Here is an 18,109-nt window from a genome sequence, read left to right on the forward strand (position 1 = left end):
TTTTATTTGAAAAATACGACAAATATTTTATTCTGAAATGGATAAGTACTATTTTGATCCCCATGGCGAGATTAATTTCATCACAATTTCCAACCCTGAATTTATTTTAATTAAATTTGGGGCTCATTTTTTATTATGGCAAAAACGAAGAAGGAAACTCCGCTCATGACGCAGTACAATACCATTAAGGCAAAATACCCTGATGCACTGCTGCTGTTCAGAGTAGGAGACTTTTATGAAACGTTCGGGCAGGATGCCGTGAGAACCTCTCAGATCCTTGGAATTGTGCTTACCAAAAGAGCGAATGGAGACGGCCATATAGAGCTTGCCGGATTTCCGCATCATTCTGTAGATTCTTATTTACCGAAATTGGTAAGAGCCGGAATGAGAGTCGCGATCTGCGATCAGCTGGAAGATCCGAAAATGGTCAAAGGAATTGTAAAAAGAGGCGTTACCGAGCTTGTAACACCCGGAGTGACGTTCAATGATCAGGTATTAAATTCAAAAAAGAACAACTTCCTGCTTTCCCTGCATAAAGAAAAAGAAAAGTACGGAATTGCCATGGTAGACGTTTCCACCGGGGAGTTTTTGGTGAGTGAAGGAAATTTAGAAAAGATCCTTCATATCGTCAATACTTTTGATCCGAGCGAGATTGTTTATCAGAGAAGTGTTCAGTTACCGGAACAGCTTAAAAATAAAAGTGCCTTTAAACTCGAAGACTGGGCTTTCCAATATAATTTTGCCTACGAAAAATTGACTTCCCACTTTAAAACGAAGTCTTTAAAAGGTTTCGGTATTGAAAATCTTCCGCTCGCCATTACAGCAGCAGGAGCTATTTTTGCCTACCTGGTGGAAGATACCCACCACAATTTGCTTGCCCATATCACGAAACTTCAGATCATTCCGCAGGACGATTATCTGATGATGGACAATTTTACGTTAAGAAACCTTGAAATAGTATATCCAAGCAACCCACAGGGAAAATCACTGCTGGATATTATTGATAAAACATCTACTCCCATGGGAGGAAGATTACTGAGAAGAAGGATTATTCTTCCTTTAAAATCCGTGGATGAAATTATGAGAAGGCTTTCTCTGATTGATTTCCTGAATGAAAATGATCATCTGAAATACGAGACATGTCAGCTCTTGAAATCCATTTCGGATCTTGACCGACTGATGGGGAAACTGGCTGCAGAAAAGATATCCCCGAAAGAACTGGGCTATCTGCGTCAGAGTTTGATCAACATTCATCAGATAAAAGCTTTGCTTCACCCGCATGCAGATGTTCTGGCCTGGCTGGAACCGCTGTTTGATATGGAAGAGCTGATCAAATTTTTACAGAATCACCTGAATGAAGAACTTCCGGTGAATATTTCAAAGGGAAATATCATCAAAGCCAGCATATCAGAAGAACTTGACAGACTGAGAAATCTCCAGAGCAAAGGCAGAGGTTTTCTGGATGAAATGTGCCAGAGAGAAATTGAAAGAACAGGAATCTCAAGCCTTAAAATTGATTTTAATAATGTTTTCGGGTATTATATAGAAGTAAGGAATGCCCATAAAGATAAAGTTCCGGGAGATTGGCTGAGAAAGCAGACGCTTGTCAACGCCGAGCGTTATATCACCGAAGAACTGAAAGAATATGAAAGCCAGATCCTTGGAGCCGAAGAAAAAATAGGCGTTCTGGAAAATGAACTGTACAGAAATGTATGCGCTGAAACCATGGTCTATATGGATCAGATTCAGGGTAATTCCAATATTATTGCCCAGCTTGATGTAGCGGCGGGATTATCGGAACTAGCTGTTTCTGAAAGCTATACAAAACCGGTTCTTAATCAGGGCTATGCTATAGATTTAAAAGAAGCAAGGCACCCGATTATAGAAAATGCGCTTCCGTTAGGAGAAAAATATATTCCGAATGACATCTTTTTAGATAAAGATTCCCAGCAGATCATTATGGTTACAGGTCCGAACATGGCTGGTAAATCCGCGATTCTGCGCCAGACCGCCATTGTATGTCTTTTGGCACAAATTGGAAGTTTTGTACCTGCAAAACATGCTGAAATTGGTGTTTTAGATAAAATCTTCACAAGAGTAGGGGCTACCGACAATATTTCAGCCGGTGAATCTACATTCATGGTAGAAATGAACGAAGCGGCGAATATTCTGAATAACATCTCAGAACGCAGCCTGATCCTTTTAGATGAGATCGGACGTGGAACCTCTACTTATGACGGGGTTTCCATTGCATGGGCTATTGCAGAATACCTTCATCAGCATCCTACACAGGCTAAAACACTGTTTGCAACGCATTATCATGAGCTTAATGAAATGACGGTGAATTTTGAAAGAGTGAAAAACTTCCATGTTTCCATTCAGGAAAACAAAGGAAATATCATCTTCTTAAGAAAACTGGTTCCGGGAGGCAGCGAGCATAGTTTCGGTATCCATGTGGCTAAACTGGCGGGAATGCCTGCAAAAGTGGTCAACAGAGCCAATGAGATCCTGAAAACCCTTGAAGCAAGCCGTACACAAACAACCAGTACTTCTGAAAGCATTAAAAGAGTCACAGAAGAAAACATGCAGCTCTCATTTTTCCAGCTGGATGATCCGGTTCTGGAAAATATCCGTGAAGAATTAACGAAAATAGATATCAATACCTTGACACCTATTGAAGCTTTAATGAAGCTGAATTCGATAAAAAAAATGATTGGAGGTTAGTCCAATCATTTTTTTTAATTATTAACAGCAAACTCCTTTCGCACTGCAAGGTCTTATGGATACTTCTCCGTCAATACTACAGAAACAAGTGGTAATACAAACGGGTCCGTTACCGCCATTTATTTCTTTTAATTCGTTTTTCGTAAGTTTTCTTTTTTGAAGATTTGAAATTTTCATAATTTAATTAGATTATTTTAATAAGTGATTAACAGCAGTATCCATCTTTACCTCTTGGTCCTATAATCATAAAATGGCTGGGTACCCCTCTTAGCTTACACAGGCCTTCAGCACATAAAGCGCCTCCGTTGATTTCCTTTAGCTCTTTTTTCGTGAGCTTTCTGCTTTGAATGTTTGAATTTTTCATACATTTTGGATTAATGGTGATCACTATTTAGCAGCACGGTCCATTCTGGATCCCATATACGCCATACAACTCTTCCCCGGTTGCCGGGTCAAAGCAGCTTACCACCAATGGACAAATAGGTCTTAGTCCACCACTAATTTTCTTAAGCTCTTTTTTTGTCAGCTTTTTAAGCTGAAAATTTGATTTTTTCATAATATTTTGGTTTTGATTGTACGCTAATTTACATTTAATTTTTTTTAATTCAACAGATTGTGATTAAAAAAAGAATGTTAAAATTATCAATGAAAAGCAAATATCTGTTGGCTAATGTATTTTCAGGTCTGCTTATAATCTTTTCCCAATAGAGAAAATACACAAAAAAACATTTAACTATTCCTCCCGTTTTTGATCCAACCACAGAGCAGATAAAGAGCATCTCGGATTTATATAATAATTAATGACTATTTTTGAATATGAAGAATTTATTAACGCTACTGACTGTATTTCTGTGTTTTACGGCCTTTACTGCCCAACAGAAGGAAGTTCCGTCAATGAAATATGAAGATCTTGAAAAACGAATTCAGAAGGAGAATGATAAGTTACTGGTTGTCAATTTCTGGGCTACGACCTGCGCACCCTGTGTGAAAGAACTGCCTGATTTTATGGAGATTAATAATAAGCTGAAGGATAACCCGAAATTTAAAATGATCCTCGTTTCGCTGGACAGGCTGGTGGACAAGGAAAGAGTCATTAAGTTTATTAAAAATAAAAATCTTACCGCTGAAGTGATCCTGCTGGACGACATCAAAAGGATGAATACCTGGATTCCAAGATTTGAAAAGAACTGGGACGGAAATATTCCCGTAACCATTTTTTATAAAAACGGTCAAAAAGTACATTTCAACGATGGGGAAATGAGCAAAGAAGATCTCGAAAAAACAATTAATGATAACTTACAATAAAACAATATGAAGAACCTGAAAATTTTAATGGCGGCATTCATTGCCGGGCTGGGATTGTTAAGCTTTACAGCTGCAGATCATGAGAAGCACAATGCTCAGAAAGTCAATACAAATCCCTCTTCAAAAGGCTATGAAGTAGGGGATGCAGCCGCAGATTTTAAGCTCAAAAACATCGACGGGAAAATGGTTTCTTTAAGCGATTTTAAAAGCGCAAAAGGATTTATAGTCGTTTTCACCTGTAATCACTGTCCGTATGCCAAAAAATATGAGGACAGAATAGTAGAGCTGGATAAGAAATTCAAAAATCAGGGGTATCCGGTTATTGCCGTGAATCCTAATGATCCCAATGTACAGCCTGAAGACGGCTACAAACAGATGATCGACAGAGCCAAAGAGAAAGGCTTTACATTTCCTTATTTAGTGGATGAAGGGCAGAAGGTATATCCGCTTTATGGAGCCACAAAAACACCCCATGTTTTCGTTCTGAAGAAAGAGGATGGAAAAAATATCGTAAAATATATCGGTGCCATCGACAACAACTACGAAAACCCGAATGACGTATCGGAATATTATGTTCAGGATGCTGTAAACGCTCTGATCAAGGGGGAACCTGTGAAAATGGATAAAACAGTTGCCATTGGATGTACAATCAAAGTAAAGAAATAATATATTTGCTTTAGTAGTTAATATACGGTCGGTGTTCTTGGAATACCGATTTTTTATGGCTTAAAAACGTAATTTGCTGTTCAATTCAATAGGAGCGGGCTTTAACTCAACAAAAATTAATCACATACAGGCTTTAGCCAAAAATTAAAATAAAGCATGGAATTTAAATTCAGTCTGAAATATCTTCTTCTCACCATCTTCATTTTCCTGGTAGAAGTCCTTATCGCCACAAAGCTGGCAGATATCTTCTTTGTAAGAGCATATCTTGGAGATGTTATCGTTGTAATGCTTCTCTACACCTTCGTGAAGAGTTTCGTCAGGATAAATAATGAGAAACTTATTTTGGGAATTTTTGTTTTTTCATGCCTGGTGGAGTTTGCCCAATATTTTACGGTGGCAGAAAAACTAGGCTTCCGTCCTGGAAGCCTGATGTATATTGTCATTGGGAATTCTTTTTCGTGGGTAGATATTATGTGCTATGCTGCCGGATGTCTTTTACTGTATGTTTTTGTAAAATTAAATCCAAAAAAAGAAGAAGAACTGAGCCTGTAAACAATGTTTTTTCCCGCTATTCGAGAGTGAAAATTAAAAGACTGTCACATTCTGTCCCTTACTTTTGTGACGTTTTCTTCAGCAGGGATTCATTTTTCACCATCTTAAGCGCTTATTAAACTCATTTCTTATCAATTCATGTTCGTTGGAAGCTATTGGGTTGTCAGAAATCTGATATCTCCCCAAAAAACTCACCATTCACTTGCGAAGCAAAATTCACCATTCACGTTTTCTATCTTCCGAAACTGTCATATTTATCTTCCGCGTACTTGATAAAACGGTTCAGCAAAGCTACATTGTCCTTTTCCATTGGGGAAAGTTCTTTATCTACATTATTGGAAACAGGAATGTACCAATCTGTTTGCTCAAAGAAATGCCTGTACGTCTCCTTTTTGAAAGAATAGCCGTGTCTGGCAAAAACAGAATTTTTAATGATTTCAAGATCGAGTTTTCTTAAGTTTTTAAGTTCCTTCTCTGTCAGTTTCTGTTTGGAAGCATTCAATTTAAATATGGCCTCAGAAGCCACTCTGTTTTTGGATGTCGTATAGCTTTCTGTCTTTCCGGTTTCTTCATCGGTATATTTTTCGACAAAATCCTTCGGATTGGACCAGTCTACCAGATCAGAATCCTGATCCAGCATAAAGTTCGGATTGTAGACAAATTCTTTTTTGGAAATTTTAATGGTTTTTAAAGGCGATTTTACAGCCGTTTTATTGAAAGCATTCCATTTTCCGGTAATGCTGTCACCACTTAATTTTATTTCAAATCTGCCGTCGGTTTTATCATTGCCGGGCTCATCCAGCACAAAAGATTTCATGCTTTCATTAAAAACACCTCTGAAAGGACGCTGGTTTCCATTGACAATACTTTGTCCGTACACACTGTCCTTGGTAATCCTGTTGATCTTCAGAGAAATTTTCTTATTCACGAAATCTTCATATTGTTCGCCATCTTCCGAAGTGATCATTTCTTTTCCGGCAAAATCTCCGGTATAAATTCCGTAATATTCTTTATAGATTTCAGGAACCACAACGGAATCCTTTTTAGCAATCACCGAATCTTTTCCGGTTTCGGCTATTTTGCCATCTTTCTTACAGTTTAGCAGAGAAACTGCCAGTAAAGAAGCCAGGGTGTAATTTAAAATTTTCATATATGTTTTTTTGTTATTAGGTATTCAATTAAAAGGATATTGGGAATCCATCCCAGCCATGCGATAATCTGGTAGACATCCATGGGATTTGGGTGGAATAAATATACAATAATTACTTTCCAGATCCGTAAGGTGAGTGCAGATAAACTGAGCGCAAAACTTCGCCACATCCACTGCTTGTGTTCTTTAAATCTTTGTTTCCTTGCAGATTGATAGGCTTTATACGTAGAAAACCACCAGAGAGTACCTAAAATAACGAACGATATTTTGGAAAGGTAGCCTCCGTTGGCAAAAAATCCCATGTAGATCCCGGAGGGTGAAGCCAGAATCAGAATTAAAAAAATATAGACTTTTCCAATATTCCTGTGAAAGTTTTTGATCCCGAAATCCTTTCTGAGAATAGCCAGAAATCCGGAAAACAGCACAAAAATACTGGTGTACACATGGGTGTAGAAAAAAGAAAGATATTCCTGTCTGTTCTGAACTTCCGTTTGTTTGATCATCAGAAAGCTTACATTCGGATTGAAGGGAATGTATTCCAGCGTAATTTTAAGCATCAGCCAAAAGAAATATCCAAACCCTACAATCAAAAGGGTTTTTAAGATAGAAGGGATATATTTTCTGGCCGCAAGCATTTTATTAAGTCAAACGGATTGATTTTTTTAAATATTTATAGTCATGGGAATTGTATACCAGGTTTCAACAGGTTGGCCATCGCGTGTAGCCGGTTTCCATTTAGTTTTAATTGCTTTAATTACACGCGTCATTTCTTTATTCATCGCAGCGTTATTTCCAGTAGTCGAAATAGATTCCGTACTACCGTCAGCATGAATCAAAAACTTGGTGACAGATTTAAAAACTCCTGAGTCATTAATTTTTGATGTATCAAATTCAGAGCTGATATGTCTTCTGAGCGCTTCCATTCCACCGGGAAAAGAAGCTGCAATGTCTGTTTCGATAAATGTATGGATATCTGTAGCAGGTACTTTCTGATCTTTTGAATCTTCTTTTGATGTTTGCGAAAAAGCAAATTGAAATCCTAAAAGCAAGCCGAATAATAAGATTTTTTTCATATCTTTAAGTTATTTAAATGTTGTGAAATCAGCCACGCCTCACTCCAGCAAGCCTGAAAATTAAAACCTCCCGTCACCGCATCAATGTTCAGAACTTCCCCGGCAATATGAAAATTCGGAAGAAGTTTTGAAGTCATGTTTTTGAAGTTAATTTCCTTTAAATCAACACCTCCGGCGGTCACGAACTCGTCTTTAAACGTAGATTTTCCTGAAACCTTCAGTTTTTTTCTGCAAAGATTTTCAAGGATCTTCTGCATTTCCTTTCCAGAAATATGGGAGACCTGTTTATTAAGATCAACATTTGAGACATCCAAAACTTTTTGCCAGAACCTGTTGGTGACTTCAAAGATTTTTGCCTGCCCGATTGTTTTTTTCGGATTAGACTGCTTAAAATTCTGGAAGCTTTCTTCCGCTTCATCCATAGATTTTGAAATAAAATTCACTTCAATTTCAAAATGATACTTTGATTTCGCAAGACTTATCGCTTCCCACGCTGAAATTTTCAGAACAGCCGGTCCGGAAAGGCCCCAATGGGTAATCAATAAAGGTCCGCTTTCTTCTGTTTTTAAAGCCGGAATTGAAATCTCCGCATTTTCAAAGCTGGTTCCGGGAATATCCTGCAAAAGCTCATCTTTAATATTGAATGTAAAAAGGGATGGAACAAGATCCACAATCTTATGACCCAGATTTTCAATGATCTTCAGTGATTTCGGAGAACTTCCGGTCGTATAAACGACATAATCTGCCTGAAAATCTCCCAAACTGGTCTTGACAAGATATTTTTCATCCTGTTTTTCAATTTCTTTAACGGAACATTTTGTTTTAACCTCTACCTTTTTATTCTTAATTTCAGTCAGCAACGTATTGATAATGGTCTGCGAAGAATTGCTTTCCGGAAATACGCGGTTGTCATTTTCTATTTTCAAAGGAACGTTGCGCTGGTCAAACCAATCCATTGTATCTCCCGGCTGAAATTTAGTGAAAACACTTAACAATTCTTTGTTGCCGCGCGGATAAAACTGAACCAGTTCCCGTGGATCAAAACAGGCATGGGTGACGTTGCAACGCCCGCCGCCTGATATTTTTACCTTCTGAAGTACATCCGAGCTCTGTTCCAGGATGGTAATACTGTATTTTTTTTCGTCAAGATTCGATGCACAGAAAAAGCCTGCTGCACCGCCTCCGATAATGATGATCTGTTTCATGTATGGGTAATCTTATGCTGAAGATTATTTTTTCAAAAGTACAATTTTTATAAACCATCTTATTTGAGTAATTTTGAAGAATATAATTTAATCATACTAAAAACAACTTTTACATGATTTTTTACCATAAATTCGAAGTACGCTGGAGTGATCTTGATGCCAACAAGCACTTAGCCAATTCATCATATGTACAGTACTGTGCGCAGTCCAGAATGGCCTTTATGACCAAAGAAAAAATGGGAGTTACCCAGTTAAGCCGTTGGGGAATAGGGCCGGTGATCATGCACGAAAGATATTCTTTCTTCAAAGAAATCTATGCAGACCAAACGGTTATTGTAAGCCTGGAAATCGATGGATGTTCAGAAGACTCTTCAATCTACAGATTTGTCCATAAATTCTATACGCCGGATGGAGTACATTGTGCTACAGCAGAAGCTACAGGAGTGTGGATCGATATGATGCTGAGAAAAATGACAACACCACCGGATGATGTGATAGAAGCAATGAACAAATACAAAAGCCCTGAAACCATTGTGATGACCAGAGAAGATTTCAAAAAACTTCCTTTCCGTCCGGATAATGTGGATCCGGCAGAATTCACAAAATAGCTCAAAGTCTAATGTTTTTAAATATGATTTTAAATCATAAATACATTTTACACTGGACCTTAATACAAAAGAAATTATGTTTGAAGATAAATCAGAGGAATTAACCCCTATCTCCAAATTAGGAGAATTCGGGCTTATCAAGCACTTGACACAACATTTTCCACTGTCCAACGAGTCTTCGGAACTTGGAGTGGGAGATGACGCGGCAGTTATCAATCCTGGAAATAAAAAAGTTGTTTTGACAACAGATGTCCTTGCAGAAGGTGTTCACTTTAATCTGGGCTATGTTCCTTTAAAGCATTTAGGATACAAAGCGGTTGTTGTGAACCTCAGTGATATTGCAGCCATGAATGCTGTTCCTACACAAATTTTGGTTTCTCTTGCTGTTTCCAGCCGTTTTCCGGTGGAGGCTTTGGAAGAGATTTATTCCGGGATTCAGGCGGCATGTGCAAGATATAAAGTAGACCTTATTGGTGGAGATACCACAAGCTCCAATTCGGGGTTGGTGATGAGTATTACTGCTGTAGGAATTGAGGATGATGAGAATATCGTAAAAAGAAGCGGTGCAAAACCGAATGATCTTCTGGTGGTAAGCGGTGATCTTGGTGGTGCCTATATGGGACTTCAGATCCTGGAAAGAGAGCATGCCGTTTTCCTTGCAAATCCAAATATGCAGCCTGAAATGGAAGGATACGATTATATTCTGGAAAGACAGCTTAAACCTGAAGCAAGAACAGATGTGAAAACAATCTTAGAAGAACTGGATATCAAACCGACTTCAATGATTGATATTTCTGACGGCCTGGCTTCTGAAATTCTTCATCTTTCTGATCAGTCCAAAACAGGATTCAGACTGTACGAAGAGAAGATTCCAATGGACAGCTTAACGATCTCCACAGCAGATGAAATGAACCTTAATCCTGTCATGACTGCATTAAGTGGTGGTGAAGATTATGAATTACTGTTCACTATTTCTCCGAATGATTTTGATAAAATTAAAAACCATCCTGATTTTACAATCATTGGCCATGCTGTTGAAAATGAAGAAGGAAATTATATGGTTGCAAGAGGCTCCAATCAGCTTGTTCCACTTACGGCGCAGGGTTGGGATGCTTTTCTGGGTAACCACCAGAATGGATAAAATTATATTTAATTTTGAATATTGTAGAAAACCGCAGCACTTTTTTTGCTGTGGTTTTTGTTTTACCGATTGCTGTAAACTTTAATTTAAAATTGATATGAAATATGTAAGATTTATCATTTTATTGTTTGCTTTTATCTGAATTGTCGTTTTTATAAAGAAAAGGGGAGCAAAAGAATATACGGAAGAAAATAAAGTTTTACGCAATGGAGTGGTTCTGGGAGGAACGGTCTCTGATATAAAAAGGTCCGACAATCATAGTTTTGGTATATTGACCATCGATGTGCTTCATTCTACTGTTGAAGAATTTTCTCAAAAATTGAAACAGGGAATATATCCGTACCAAATCAGGGATAAAAAGGCTGAAATTTATCTTCCGATATATATTGAAAGACAGATTGGAGATCATATACAATTGGTTTCTGACAAACAAATTATTTATTACAAAGGGAAGAAGACTGAAGATAAGACGGAAGTTTACATAATTACAAATCCTTCAGATGTAAATTTTGTTAAAGAAAATTCAACATTTAATAAGCACTAATAAATGAATTCATCAGAAAAAAATATCCCCGTCCATCACCTGACCTCTGAGCAGTTTCAGCTGATGACTCTGGATACCGGACATCCGGAGAACTTTAATGATGTTCACCGGCATAATTTCTTTGAAATCATCTGGTTCAGACAAGTGAAGAAAAACAGCTGCTTGGAATTGGATTTTGAATATCATTCCCTCAAAAATAACCAGATCTCCATCATCGCACCAGGACAGGTTTTCAATATGAAGCTGAGAGGTGAAAAAGGCTATGTGCTGGCGATAAGTCGGGAAATATTTAAAGAAGCCTGTGATGTAGAAACGATTCTCATAAGTGGAACATGCCCTTTTCCATTAGATCCTCAAAGTGCAGAAACCTGCAGCACCATTATCTCGCTGATGGAAGAGGAATATAACGGGGCATCCAGAATGGATTTATTAAAAACCTACCTGAGGGCATTCTGTATCATCATCACAGAACAAATCAACAGGCAGGACACTTCAATTAATGACAGACAACGTATTCAGAAGCTGATAAGTCTGATCGAAGAGCATTATGTCGTTGAGAGAGATACCCGTTTCTATGCAGATCAGATCAAAGTAAGTGCCCATCATCTCAATGATATTGTCCGCCTTTCGAGAGGAACGACGGTTAAAAAGATGATCGCCCAGCGATTGGTACTCGAAGCCAAAAGAGAACTTAGTTTTGGGGCTTTAACCGTTAAGGAAATTGCTTTTAAGCTTGGTTTTGGCGATGCCTCTTACTTCTCCCGCTTTTTCAAAAAACATACAGGCCAGAACCCGGATGGGTTTAAGGCAGGAAAAAAGAAGTCAGATATCAGATCTGTAGGTTTAGGCTAAGATTGGAGGAATGTCAATGGTCAATTTTGCTACGCAAGTGAATGGTGAATTTTTGGGGTGATATCAGACACCAGACACTAGACAATCCAAAACCCATGTTACATGACTCATAACTCATCACTTTCCGAAATTCTCAAACCCGAAATCCCTTTTACTCTCAAACTTGTCTCCCGCATCCTCACTTTGTGCTGGTCTTCCTTCAGTTTCTGTATTGAAAAGCATTGTTTTTTAGGGGAATTTTGCAGGAAGAAAAACTGCCTGTGCGGAACCTTTAATGATTGACTGACCCTTTTATGAGAAATTTAAGTATCGTAGTGTTTATTCTGGCACTCCTCAACACCCTTGAATCACTGAGTATAGACCTCTATCTGCCTGCTTTTCCGAGTATGGCTCAGATTTTTCGGACTGATATCGGGCATATTCAGATTTCTATCTCTGTGTTTTTTGCAGGATTTGCTTTCGGACAGCTACTTTGGGGGCCTTTATCCGATAAAACAGGCCGTAAACCTATGCTGTATTGCGGACTTTTACTCTTTATTATCGGAGCGACTGCGATATTTTTTACAGAAAATATTTATGTATTGTGGGCAATGCGTTTCTTACAGGCTTTCGGGGGAAGTGCCGGAATTGTCATTGGCCGCGCCATAGTCATTGATCTTTATGACAGACAGAAATCGGTAGCCATTTTTTCTCAACAGTCTCAGATAAGCGGAATTGCTCCGATTGTTGCTCCATTGCTTGGAAGTGTATTTCTTAAATTCTGGGGATGGAACAGCTCGTTTGCGTTTTTAACAATCCTTGGTTTGATAACCCTGTTCATGGTATACAAATACGTTCCGGAAACCAACTCGAAACCGACACTTACTGAAAATTCAGAAGACGAAAAAGGAGTAAAAGATCACCTGAAAACGATACTTTCCAACAAAGAATTTATCAGCAGTACAATGATCGGAAGCATTGCTTTTGCCTCTCTGATTATTTATATTTCCAATGCTCCGTTTTTATTTATGGAGCTTCACGGATTTTCCAGTGGTGTTTTCAGCTTTATATTTGGGTTTAATTCATTAGCCTTAATAACAGCAGCGTATCTTACCCCTAAATTGATTAAAAGAATAAGGGACACAAAACTTTTATTGGCAGCGACCCTTTTACTGCTGATTGTATGCAGTCTTCATATCCTTATTGCAGCGGGAAACCTTTCAGTAGCACTGGAAATTATGATGCTGTACTTGTCATTGCTGGCTATAGGTGTGCTTTTTCCTATTACGTCTGCCCATGCTTTATCACCTTTTAAAGAAGGACGCGGAACAGCGGCTGCCGTGATGGGATTTATGCAGCTGATGGTTACTTTTTTACTTTCTGGATTAGCCGGATTTTTAGAAGCAGATTCCATTATGCCGATGGTTTTCATGCGCGCGGGCATTGCTTTAGTCGCAGTTTGGTTTGCGTATCGCTCATTTAAGAGCAAGAAAGCTTCTATAGGATTGGAGAGCCCCAAAGGGGCGATTTAGCCAAAAAATAGGATGAAGTCCTATTTTATATCATCCTGCCATTTTTCCGCTTGGTCATACCATTCGGACACTTAATCAAGTAATTTTTGTAGCCGACTTCCAAAAGTATCTCTTTGCATAAAATTTAAATTATGAAGAGAAATCTTTTGGCCGCAGTCAGCTGCCTGTTGGGGTATTGGGCCAGCGCTCAGTCCGGAATATCCGGAGAGCTTAAAACAGAGTACATCCCTTTTTCCAATTACATCCGTCCTGAAGACAGTGTAAAAACGAATTCTAAGAGTGACTTTAAGAGAGCAGACCTCAACCTCAGCATTCCATTGTCCATGAAAAAAGACAGCAGTGGAAGAGTAAAAGCATGGTCACTTCTGTTGAGTGGATCTTATGCAAAAATGAAGCATAAAGACTACGAAAAGCAGCTCTTTCCTGATCAGATGCTGAACGCACAGGTCGGAATCCAGCACATGAGGCCTTTAGGAAAGAAATGGAGCATGATGATGACGGCTGCAGTAGGCGTTTATACAGACCTTGAGCAGGTAAGTTCCGATGATATTCTCGGACAGGGGGGAGTTTTGTTTATCAGGCATTTTAATCCTAATCTGGCGCTTGGAGCAGGGCCTGTGCTGACAACAGCTTTCGGGGTTCCGATGATCTTACCGTGGATCTATTTCGACTGGAAAACAAACGGTAAAATTAAATTCAACATCAATTTCCCAGAGGGAATGGAAGCCGGGTACCTGTTTTCAGACAAATTTGCTTTGAAGGCTGTTGTTAACCTCAGCGGAATGACTGTGGAAAGAAATAAAGACGGGAAATCTATGTTGCTTGGTTACCAGCAGATCACAGCAGGAATCAGACCGGAATTGAAGCTCAATGACCACCTTAGTCTTCGGCTTACCGGAGGAACCGCTCTGCTGAGAAGTTTCAGTGAAAACGACAGAAAAATAAAAAATATTTTCAAAGACAAAAAAATGATGGACCCGAAGTTTGCCAGCTCATTGTATGTAGCGGTATCGCTGAGGTGGAATCTGCCATAGGACAGAAATGGAAGATGTAGGTTAGAAGATGGAAGCGGGGAGAAGGAAGTTACTATTTTACAATTATTAGCTTGTAGACAATTGATTATAAATATCCTTATAGATTTAAATAAAGAAGGCATGAAGTTGTTATTAACAGCTCCCATCCTCCATCTTCCCTTCTAAACTACTTACTAATAAGCTTCTTATACACTACCTGATTCAGCAGCTCCTCCTTTCGGGTACGGGAAATAGGAAGTTCTGTTTTATTGATAAACAGACGGCCACCGGAAATCATATCGATATGGGTGATGTTGATCAGAAAAGATTTATGGATTCTGAAAAAATGTTCTGATGGCAGTGATTCTTCAATGGCCTTCATCGTTTGATGGATCACCAGGGATTTGTCTTTAAAATGCAGTTTGGTATAATTCTGCATACTTTCGATGTACAGAATATCCACCCATGAAACCTTGATAAAGCTGTCTGATTGTCTTACATAGAGAAAAGGATCATCAAAAGGAGAATTTTTCTTCATCTTTTCAGAGACGATAAACTGTTGCTGCGCTTTGTTCACTGCCTGATAAAAAAGGTTGAATGCAATGGGTTTCAGAAGATAATCTACCACCTGCAGACGGTAACCTTCCAGTGCATATTCGGAATAGGCAGTTGTGAGAATGGCTAATGGCGGATTTTCCAGTTGTTCCAGAAACTCCAGACCGGTTAAATAAGGCATATTAATATCCAGAAAAAGAAGATCAATTTCCTTTTCCTTCACAATGGCATCAGCTTCCAGTGCCGTAGCGCAGGTGCCTTCCACGGATAAAAATTCGATCTGGTCTGCCAGTTCTTTAAGGTGAAATCTAGCCAAAGGCTCATCATCGATGATCAGGCATTTCATTTTAGGGATACTATTGCTCATTGTTGTCGGATAATTGTAGGGTTAAAGTTACTTTGTATACATTATCAGCTGCCACAATGCTAAGCTCGTGAGCCTCCGGATACTGTAATTTTAAACGTTTTTGTACATTCTGAAGCCCGATTCCGCCCGAACCTTCCTTCTTTTTGTGGGTTGCCAGCTCCGAATAGCAGTTTTCAACATAAAATAAAAGAAAACCGTCTTTCTCCCTGCAGGAAATCTTTACATAACCTTTGTGCCCCGGCAGCCTGCAGACATATTTAAATGCATTTTCGATGAATGGAACCAGCAGGAGAGGAGCAATGAATGATTTCTTATGTCTGATATGCCAGTCTGCATTCACCTCCAGCTCGTTGCCCCATCTTAGTTTTTCCACTTCCACCAGATTTTGAAGATGCTCAATATCCTGGCTCAAAGGAACCAGATTCTGGCTGCAGTGATAAAGCTGATACCGTAAAATATCGGAAAACTTAAGCAACAGATAATCGGCGAGTTTCGTATCGGTTTTCATCAGAATATGAATGTGATTAAGAATGTTGAAGACCACATGAGGGTTGATCTGATCCTGTAATAACTTCAGTTGATTCTCCAGATGAGCCTGTTGAAGCAGGATATGATCCCGTTCTATCCTTCCGTGTTCTTGGTAAAATTTAATTCCGCAGGCAGAACCGTTAATAAGAAAAGAAGCGGGCAACGCAAGATAGAACCCTTTCCATAAAAAGGGAAGATGATCAACAAAATCTTGAGGAAGCTCGTTCTTGGAGTTGACTTCAATATAGGTGAAGATCAGAGAATAAATAAAACTCAGAAAAAGAATAACTGCGGTCGCCTGAATCAGAAATAATTTCATCTTTTTCGCCCGCAAAGCATTGGGAAGAAGTCTTGTGGTGAGAAAATGAGTAAAAAAGAATGAGGTAATGACCAGAGCGATCGTTTGGAAGACAGCTGAAGGTTTGTCAGAGGTCGCCTGAAAGTTGATGTACACAGCCGCTGCAAAAACGAGCCAGAACATCGTAACAAAAATATATTCTCGTAAAATAAAAGGTTTTGTCATGGAAGAGGATCAAGTAGATTGATAAAAAATTAGAAACTGCACCCGGCAGTTTCTAATACGTAAAGATAATTTAAGTTTTTAGAACAGGAAATATCCTATTCCAAGCGTAAAACTGTGGGGTTTGGATTTAAACTCTTTGCTGATGCTTGAAAGACCGGTTTCATACCTCAGATCTGCTGTGAAATTTTTATAATCCACACCAATACCTCCCGTGATTCCGATATTCGATTTATCAAAGCTTTTAAAACCATCCTGCAGTGCTTTGGACGTTGACAGATTGTTCTTGAACGCATAGCTGTAAACCCCGCCCGCAAATGCTCTTACATTAAAATCTTTTGTATTGATGATTTTATAGCCGACCACTACCGGAATATCGACAGAATTCCAGCTTAGTTTTGCTGAGGTTCCATCATTAGCGTCGAAAGAGGTTTTTCTTTTGTTGAATAAGGCTTCTCCTTGTACATAAAGACTTCCGATATCCATTCTGGTCATAATTCCTCCCTGATAACCGAATCCGTATTTCCCTTCCAAAGTGGAGGACTCCGAAGAGGTTTTTGTAAAATTTGCCCCGCCTTTGATCCCGATGTGAAAGGCTGGTGTTTGCTGTGCTTTGGTCTCTGTAAAACCGATGACGCATAATAAAAATGTACTTAGTGCTAAAAACTGCTGTTTCATAAATTGCTTTTAATAATTTGATGCAAAGCAACAGCTATGAAATGCGGGATAAAACTTTATTTGATGAATGGCAGAGATGCTTTGACAAGAATCTGTTTTTAGGAGAAAAAACAAAAAAAAATCGGAAGAGGGTACTTCCGATGGTATTTGTTAAAAAGGCTGTTCTTCACAATTAGATGGGGGATTACATCCGCCGCCACCACCACCGCCGCCAGGATTTCCTACAGAGATACATCTTCCAGGATTTCCATCATCATCCATTTCGCAGGCTCTTCCAAAAGAACAGTCACAGTCCGTCCAGCAATACGCAGATTCACCGTTCATATGACAACCATTGATACCTGCACCAAGGATCGTTGACAGGTCCTTTCTTAATAGTTTTTTCATTTTTCTCATAATAAATTGATTTTTAAAGTTAATAGTCTGATGTTTAAGTAAATATAATCAAAAAACTAAATACTTTTCATCAATGCGAGAAATAAGGTGTAAAAATTGAACGTAATGAAAAAGAAAAACCCACTGCATCTGCAATGGGTTGATCTGTATTATTTACTGAAGTTTAATTGTAAAGGAAGGTTCACCACAGAAAGGACTGGCCGTCCGTTCGATTCTGCAGGTTTCCATTTGCCCTTATCCCTGATACGGTAAAAACCGGCTTCTATAAAAGCGTTGACATCTTCATTATTCCCTTTTACTTTCACATGGTAGGCGTTCCCCTTGGAATCTAAAGTAAATTTTAGAGTTACTTTATAGGGATTGACTGCAAAATTCAGGAAAGTAAGATCTACAGCTTCATTTAAAAGCTTTTGGAAAGCCGCCTTTCCGGTTTCATATTCCGCTTCTTTGGTAATTTTTGGCGCCATGGGTGGCGGAACATCCGTTATCATTTTCTTTTCCTCCTCAGAAATCTTCTCTAAGGCATTTTGATAGGCTGATATTTTTGCTTCCGTAAGGAGCCACTCCTGCTTGGTTCTTTCATCATTAGGCTTCGGATATTTCTTGTACAGAGACTTTATTTTTCTTTCGTACTTAGAATCAGCTTTCTCAAACTCGGAAACCTGTGCACTGCTAAAAGCAAAGATCAGAATAAATGCTAATGCTGAAAGTTTTTTCATCA

General features: G+C 38.8%; 21 protein-coding genes. 10 read left to right on the forward strand and 11 right to left on the reverse strand.

What is annotated here, in order from left to right:
• The first annotated feature begins 135 nt into the window (after positions 1-135).
• Complete coding sequence (gene mutS / locus LC419_RS16755) at positions 136-2,724, forward strand: DNA mismatch repair protein MutS (protein WP_223608435.1); 2,589 nt, start codon at positions 136-138, stop codon at positions 2,722-2,724.
• A gap of 205 nt (positions 2,725-2,929) precedes the next feature.
• Here the strand turns inward: mutS and LC419_RS16760 are convergent, their stop codons facing one another.
• Positions 2,930-3,088: a bacteriocin gene (locus tag LC419_RS16760; RefSeq protein WP_223608436.1), complete on the reverse strand. Its 159-nt coding sequence runs from the start codon at positions 3,086-3,088 to the stop codon at positions 2,930-2,932.
• Between the two features lie 27 nt (positions 3,089-3,115).
• Positions 3,116-3,280: a bacteriocin gene (locus LC419_RS16765; RefSeq protein WP_223608437.1), complete on the reverse strand. Its 165-nt coding sequence runs from the start codon at positions 3,278-3,280 to the stop codon at positions 3,116-3,118.
• A 260-nt stretch (positions 3,281-3,540) separates the two neighbouring features.
• Here LC419_RS16765 and LC419_RS16770 point away from each other — a divergent pair, with 260 nt between their 5' ends.
• The 3 genes from LC419_RS16770 to LC419_RS16780 all read left to right on the forward strand — a co-directional run bounded on the left by LC419_RS16770 (position 3,541) and on the right by LC419_RS16780 (position 5,247).
• Positions 3,541-4,029: a TlpA disulfide reductase family protein gene (locus LC419_RS16770; RefSeq protein WP_223608438.1), complete on the forward strand. Its 489-nt coding sequence runs from the start codon at positions 3,541-3,543 to the stop codon at positions 4,027-4,029.
• Between the two features lie 6 nt (positions 4,030-4,035).
• Positions 4,036-4,695 (forward strand): thioredoxin family protein, encoded by a 660-nt coding sequence (locus LC419_RS16775; protein ID WP_223608439.1) that lies wholly within the window; start codon positions 4,036-4,038, stop codon positions 4,693-4,695.
• Positions 4,696-4,851: 156 nt separating this feature from the next.
• Entirely contained in the window at positions 4,852-5,247 is a 396-nt protein-coding gene (locus LC419_RS16780) for a DUF2809 domain-containing protein (RefSeq protein WP_223608440.1), read from the forward strand.
• Positions 5,248-5,479: 232 nt separating this feature from the next.
• On the opposite strand, the gene LC419_RS16785 is transcribed toward LC419_RS16780, so the two are convergent.
• Genes LC419_RS16785 through LC419_RS16800 form a run of 4 tightly spaced genes read right to left on the reverse strand, consistent with a single transcriptional unit; the run spans position 5,480 to position 8,675 of the window.
• Positions 5,480-6,397, reverse strand: a complete 918-nt coding sequence (locus LC419_RS16785; RefSeq protein ID WP_223608441.1) for a YARHG domain-containing protein — start codon at positions 6,395-6,397, stop codon at positions 5,480-5,482.
• Positions 6,394-7,032 carry a DUF2306 domain-containing protein gene (locus tag LC419_RS16790; RefSeq protein WP_223608442.1) on the reverse strand — a complete coding sequence of 213 codons (639 nt, stop codon included), beginning with the start codon at positions 7,030-7,032 and terminating at the stop codon, positions 6,394-6,396. The genes LC419_RS16785 and LC419_RS16790 overlap by 4 nt, the downstream gene beginning before the upstream one ends.
• Positions 7,033-7,059: 27 nt before the next feature.
• Positions 7,060-7,470, reverse strand: a complete 411-nt coding sequence (locus tag LC419_RS16795; protein ID WP_223608443.1) for an energy transducer TonB — start codon at positions 7,468-7,470, stop codon at positions 7,060-7,062.
• Entirely contained in the window at positions 7,467-8,675 is a 1,209-nt protein-coding gene (locus LC419_RS16800) for an NAD(P)/FAD-dependent oxidoreductase (protein WP_223608444.1), read from the reverse strand. Before LC419_RS16800 ends, LC419_RS16795 begins: the two co-directional genes overlap by 4 nt.
• Positions 8,676-8,788: 113 nt before the next feature.
• Here LC419_RS16800 and LC419_RS16805 point away from each other — a divergent pair, with 113 nt between their 5' ends.
• From LC419_RS16805 to LC419_RS16830, 6 genes are all read left to right on the forward strand, one after another.
• Positions 8,789-9,283: a thioesterase family protein gene (locus tag LC419_RS16805; RefSeq protein WP_048505151.1), complete on the forward strand. Its 495-nt coding sequence runs from the start codon at positions 8,789-8,791 to the stop codon at positions 9,281-9,283.
• 76 nt (positions 9,284-9,359) lie between these two features.
• Positions 9,360-10,424, forward strand: coding sequence for a thiamine-phosphate kinase (thiL, locus tag LC419_RS16810; protein ID WP_223608445.1), 1,065 nt, complete (start codon positions 9,360-9,362; stop codon positions 10,422-10,424).
• A 319-nt stretch (positions 10,425-10,743) separates the two neighbouring features.
• Entirely contained in the window at positions 10,744-10,968 is a 225-nt protein-coding gene (locus LC419_RS16815; protein WP_223608446.1) for a hypothetical protein, read from the forward strand.
• 3 nt (positions 10,969-10,971) lie between these two features.
• Positions 10,972-11,820 (forward strand): helix-turn-helix domain-containing protein, encoded by an 849-nt coding sequence (locus LC419_RS16820; protein WP_223608447.1) that lies wholly within the window; start codon positions 10,972-10,974, stop codon positions 11,818-11,820.
• 293 nt (positions 11,821-12,113) lie between these two features.
• Entirely contained in the window at positions 12,114-13,331 is a 1,218-nt protein-coding gene (locus LC419_RS16825; RefSeq protein WP_223608448.1) for a multidrug effflux MFS transporter, read from the forward strand.
• Between the two features lie 131 nt (positions 13,332-13,462).
• A complete protein-coding gene (locus tag LC419_RS16830) occupies positions 13,463-14,365 on the forward strand; it encodes a DUF6268 family outer membrane beta-barrel protein (RefSeq protein ID WP_223608449.1) in 903 nt (300 codons plus the stop codon).
• A gap of 166 nt (positions 14,366-14,531) precedes the next feature.
• On the opposite strand, the gene LC419_RS16835 is transcribed toward LC419_RS16830, so the two are convergent.
• From LC419_RS16835 to LC419_RS16855, 5 genes are all read right to left on the reverse strand, one after another.
• Positions 14,532-15,266, reverse strand: coding sequence for a LytTR family DNA-binding domain-containing protein (locus tag LC419_RS16835; RefSeq protein ID WP_223608450.1), 735 nt, complete (start codon positions 15,264-15,266; stop codon positions 14,532-14,534).
• Positions 15,256-16,317 carry a sensor histidine kinase gene (locus LC419_RS16840; RefSeq protein ID WP_223608451.1) on the reverse strand — a complete coding sequence of 354 codons (1,062 nt, stop codon included), beginning with the start codon at positions 16,315-16,317 and terminating at the stop codon, positions 15,256-15,258. Before LC419_RS16840 ends, LC419_RS16835 begins: the two co-directional genes overlap by 11 nt.
• 78 nt (positions 16,318-16,395) lie before the next feature.
• The gene (locus LC419_RS16845) at positions 16,396-16,992 is read right to left on the reverse strand and encodes a porin family protein (RefSeq protein WP_223608452.1); all 597 of its coding nucleotides are present in this window, start codon (positions 16,990-16,992) and stop codon (positions 16,396-16,398) included.
• Between the two features lie 150 nt (positions 16,993-17,142).
• Entirely contained in the window at positions 17,143-17,379 is a 237-nt protein-coding gene (locus tag LC419_RS16850) for a hypothetical protein (protein WP_223608453.1), read from the reverse strand.
• A 158-nt stretch (positions 17,380-17,537) separates the two neighbouring features.
• Entirely contained in the window at positions 17,538-18,107 is a 570-nt protein-coding gene (locus LC419_RS16855) for an energy transducer TonB (protein ID WP_223608454.1), read from the reverse strand.
• Positions 18,108-18,109 lie beyond the last annotated feature (2 nt).

It is taken from the genome of Chryseobacterium sp. OSA05B, from assembly GCF_019970065.1.
Lineage (GTDB): Bacteria > Bacteroidota > Bacteroidia > Flavobacteriales > Weeksellaceae > Chryseobacterium.

Excerpts from the sequence above, each read along its gene's own strand:
- mutS (WP_223608435.1), top strand. The coding sequence starts at position 136 with ATGGCAAAAACGAAGAAGGAAACTCCGCTCATGACGCAGTACAATACC.
- LC419_RS16760 (WP_223608436.1), bottom strand. The coding sequence starts at position 3,088 with ATGAAAAATTCAAACATTCAAAGCAGAAAGCTCACGAAAAAAGAGCTA.
- LC419_RS16765 (WP_223608437.1), bottom strand. The coding sequence starts at position 3,280 with ATGAAAAAATCAAATTTTCAGCTTAAAAAGCTGACAAAAAAAGAGCTT.
- LC419_RS16770 (WP_223608438.1), top strand. The coding sequence starts at position 3,541 with ATGAAGAATTTATTAACGCTACTGACTGTATTTCTGTGTTTTACGGCC.
- LC419_RS16775 (WP_223608439.1), top strand. The coding sequence starts at position 4,036 with ATGAAGAACCTGAAAATTTTAATGGCGGCATTCATTGCCGGGCTGGGA.
- LC419_RS16780 (WP_223608440.1), top strand. The coding sequence starts at position 4,852 with ATGGAATTTAAATTCAGTCTGAAATATCTTCTTCTCACCATCTTCATT.
- LC419_RS16785 (WP_223608441.1), bottom strand. The coding sequence starts at position 6,397 with ATGAAAATTTTAAATTACACCCTGGCTTCTTTACTGGCAGTTTCTCTG.
- LC419_RS16790 (WP_223608442.1), bottom strand. The coding sequence starts at position 7,032 with ATGCTTGCGGCCAGAAAATATATCCCTTCTATCTTAAAAACCCTTTTG.
- LC419_RS16795 (WP_223608443.1), bottom strand. The coding sequence starts at position 7,470 with ATGAAAAAAATCTTATTATTCGGCTTGCTTTTAGGATTTCAATTTGCT.
- LC419_RS16800 (WP_223608444.1), bottom strand. The coding sequence starts at position 8,675 with ATGAAACAGATCATCATTATCGGAGGCGGTGCAGCAGGCTTTTTCTGT.
- LC419_RS16805 (WP_048505151.1), top strand. The coding sequence starts at position 8,789 with ATGATTTTTTACCATAAATTCGAAGTACGCTGGAGTGATCTTGATGCC.
- thiL (WP_223608445.1), top strand. The coding sequence starts at position 9,360 with ATGTTTGAAGATAAATCAGAGGAATTAACCCCTATCTCCAAATTAGGA.
- LC419_RS16820 (WP_223608447.1), top strand. The coding sequence starts at position 10,972 with ATGAATTCATCAGAAAAAAATATCCCCGTCCATCACCTGACCTCTGAG.
- LC419_RS16825 (WP_223608448.1), top strand. The coding sequence starts at position 12,114 with ATGAGAAATTTAAGTATCGTAGTGTTTATTCTGGCACTCCTCAACACC.
- LC419_RS16830 (WP_223608449.1), top strand. The coding sequence starts at position 13,463 with ATGAAGAGAAATCTTTTGGCCGCAGTCAGCTGCCTGTTGGGGTATTGG.
- LC419_RS16835 (WP_223608450.1), bottom strand. The coding sequence starts at position 15,266 with ATGAGCAATAGTATCCCTAAAATGAAATGCCTGATCATCGATGATGAG.
- LC419_RS16840 (WP_223608451.1), bottom strand. The coding sequence starts at position 16,317 with ATGACAAAACCTTTTATTTTACGAGAATATATTTTTGTTACGATGTTC.
- LC419_RS16845 (WP_223608452.1), bottom strand. The coding sequence starts at position 16,992 with ATGAAACAGCAGTTTTTAGCACTAAGTACATTTTTATTATGCGTCATC.
- LC419_RS16850 (WP_223608453.1), bottom strand. The coding sequence starts at position 17,379 with ATGAAAAAACTATTAAGAAAGGACCTGTCAACGATCCTTGGTGCAGGT.
- LC419_RS16855 (WP_223608454.1), bottom strand. The coding sequence starts at position 18,107 with ATGAAAAAACTTTCAGCATTAGCATTTATTCTGATCTTTGCTTTTAGC.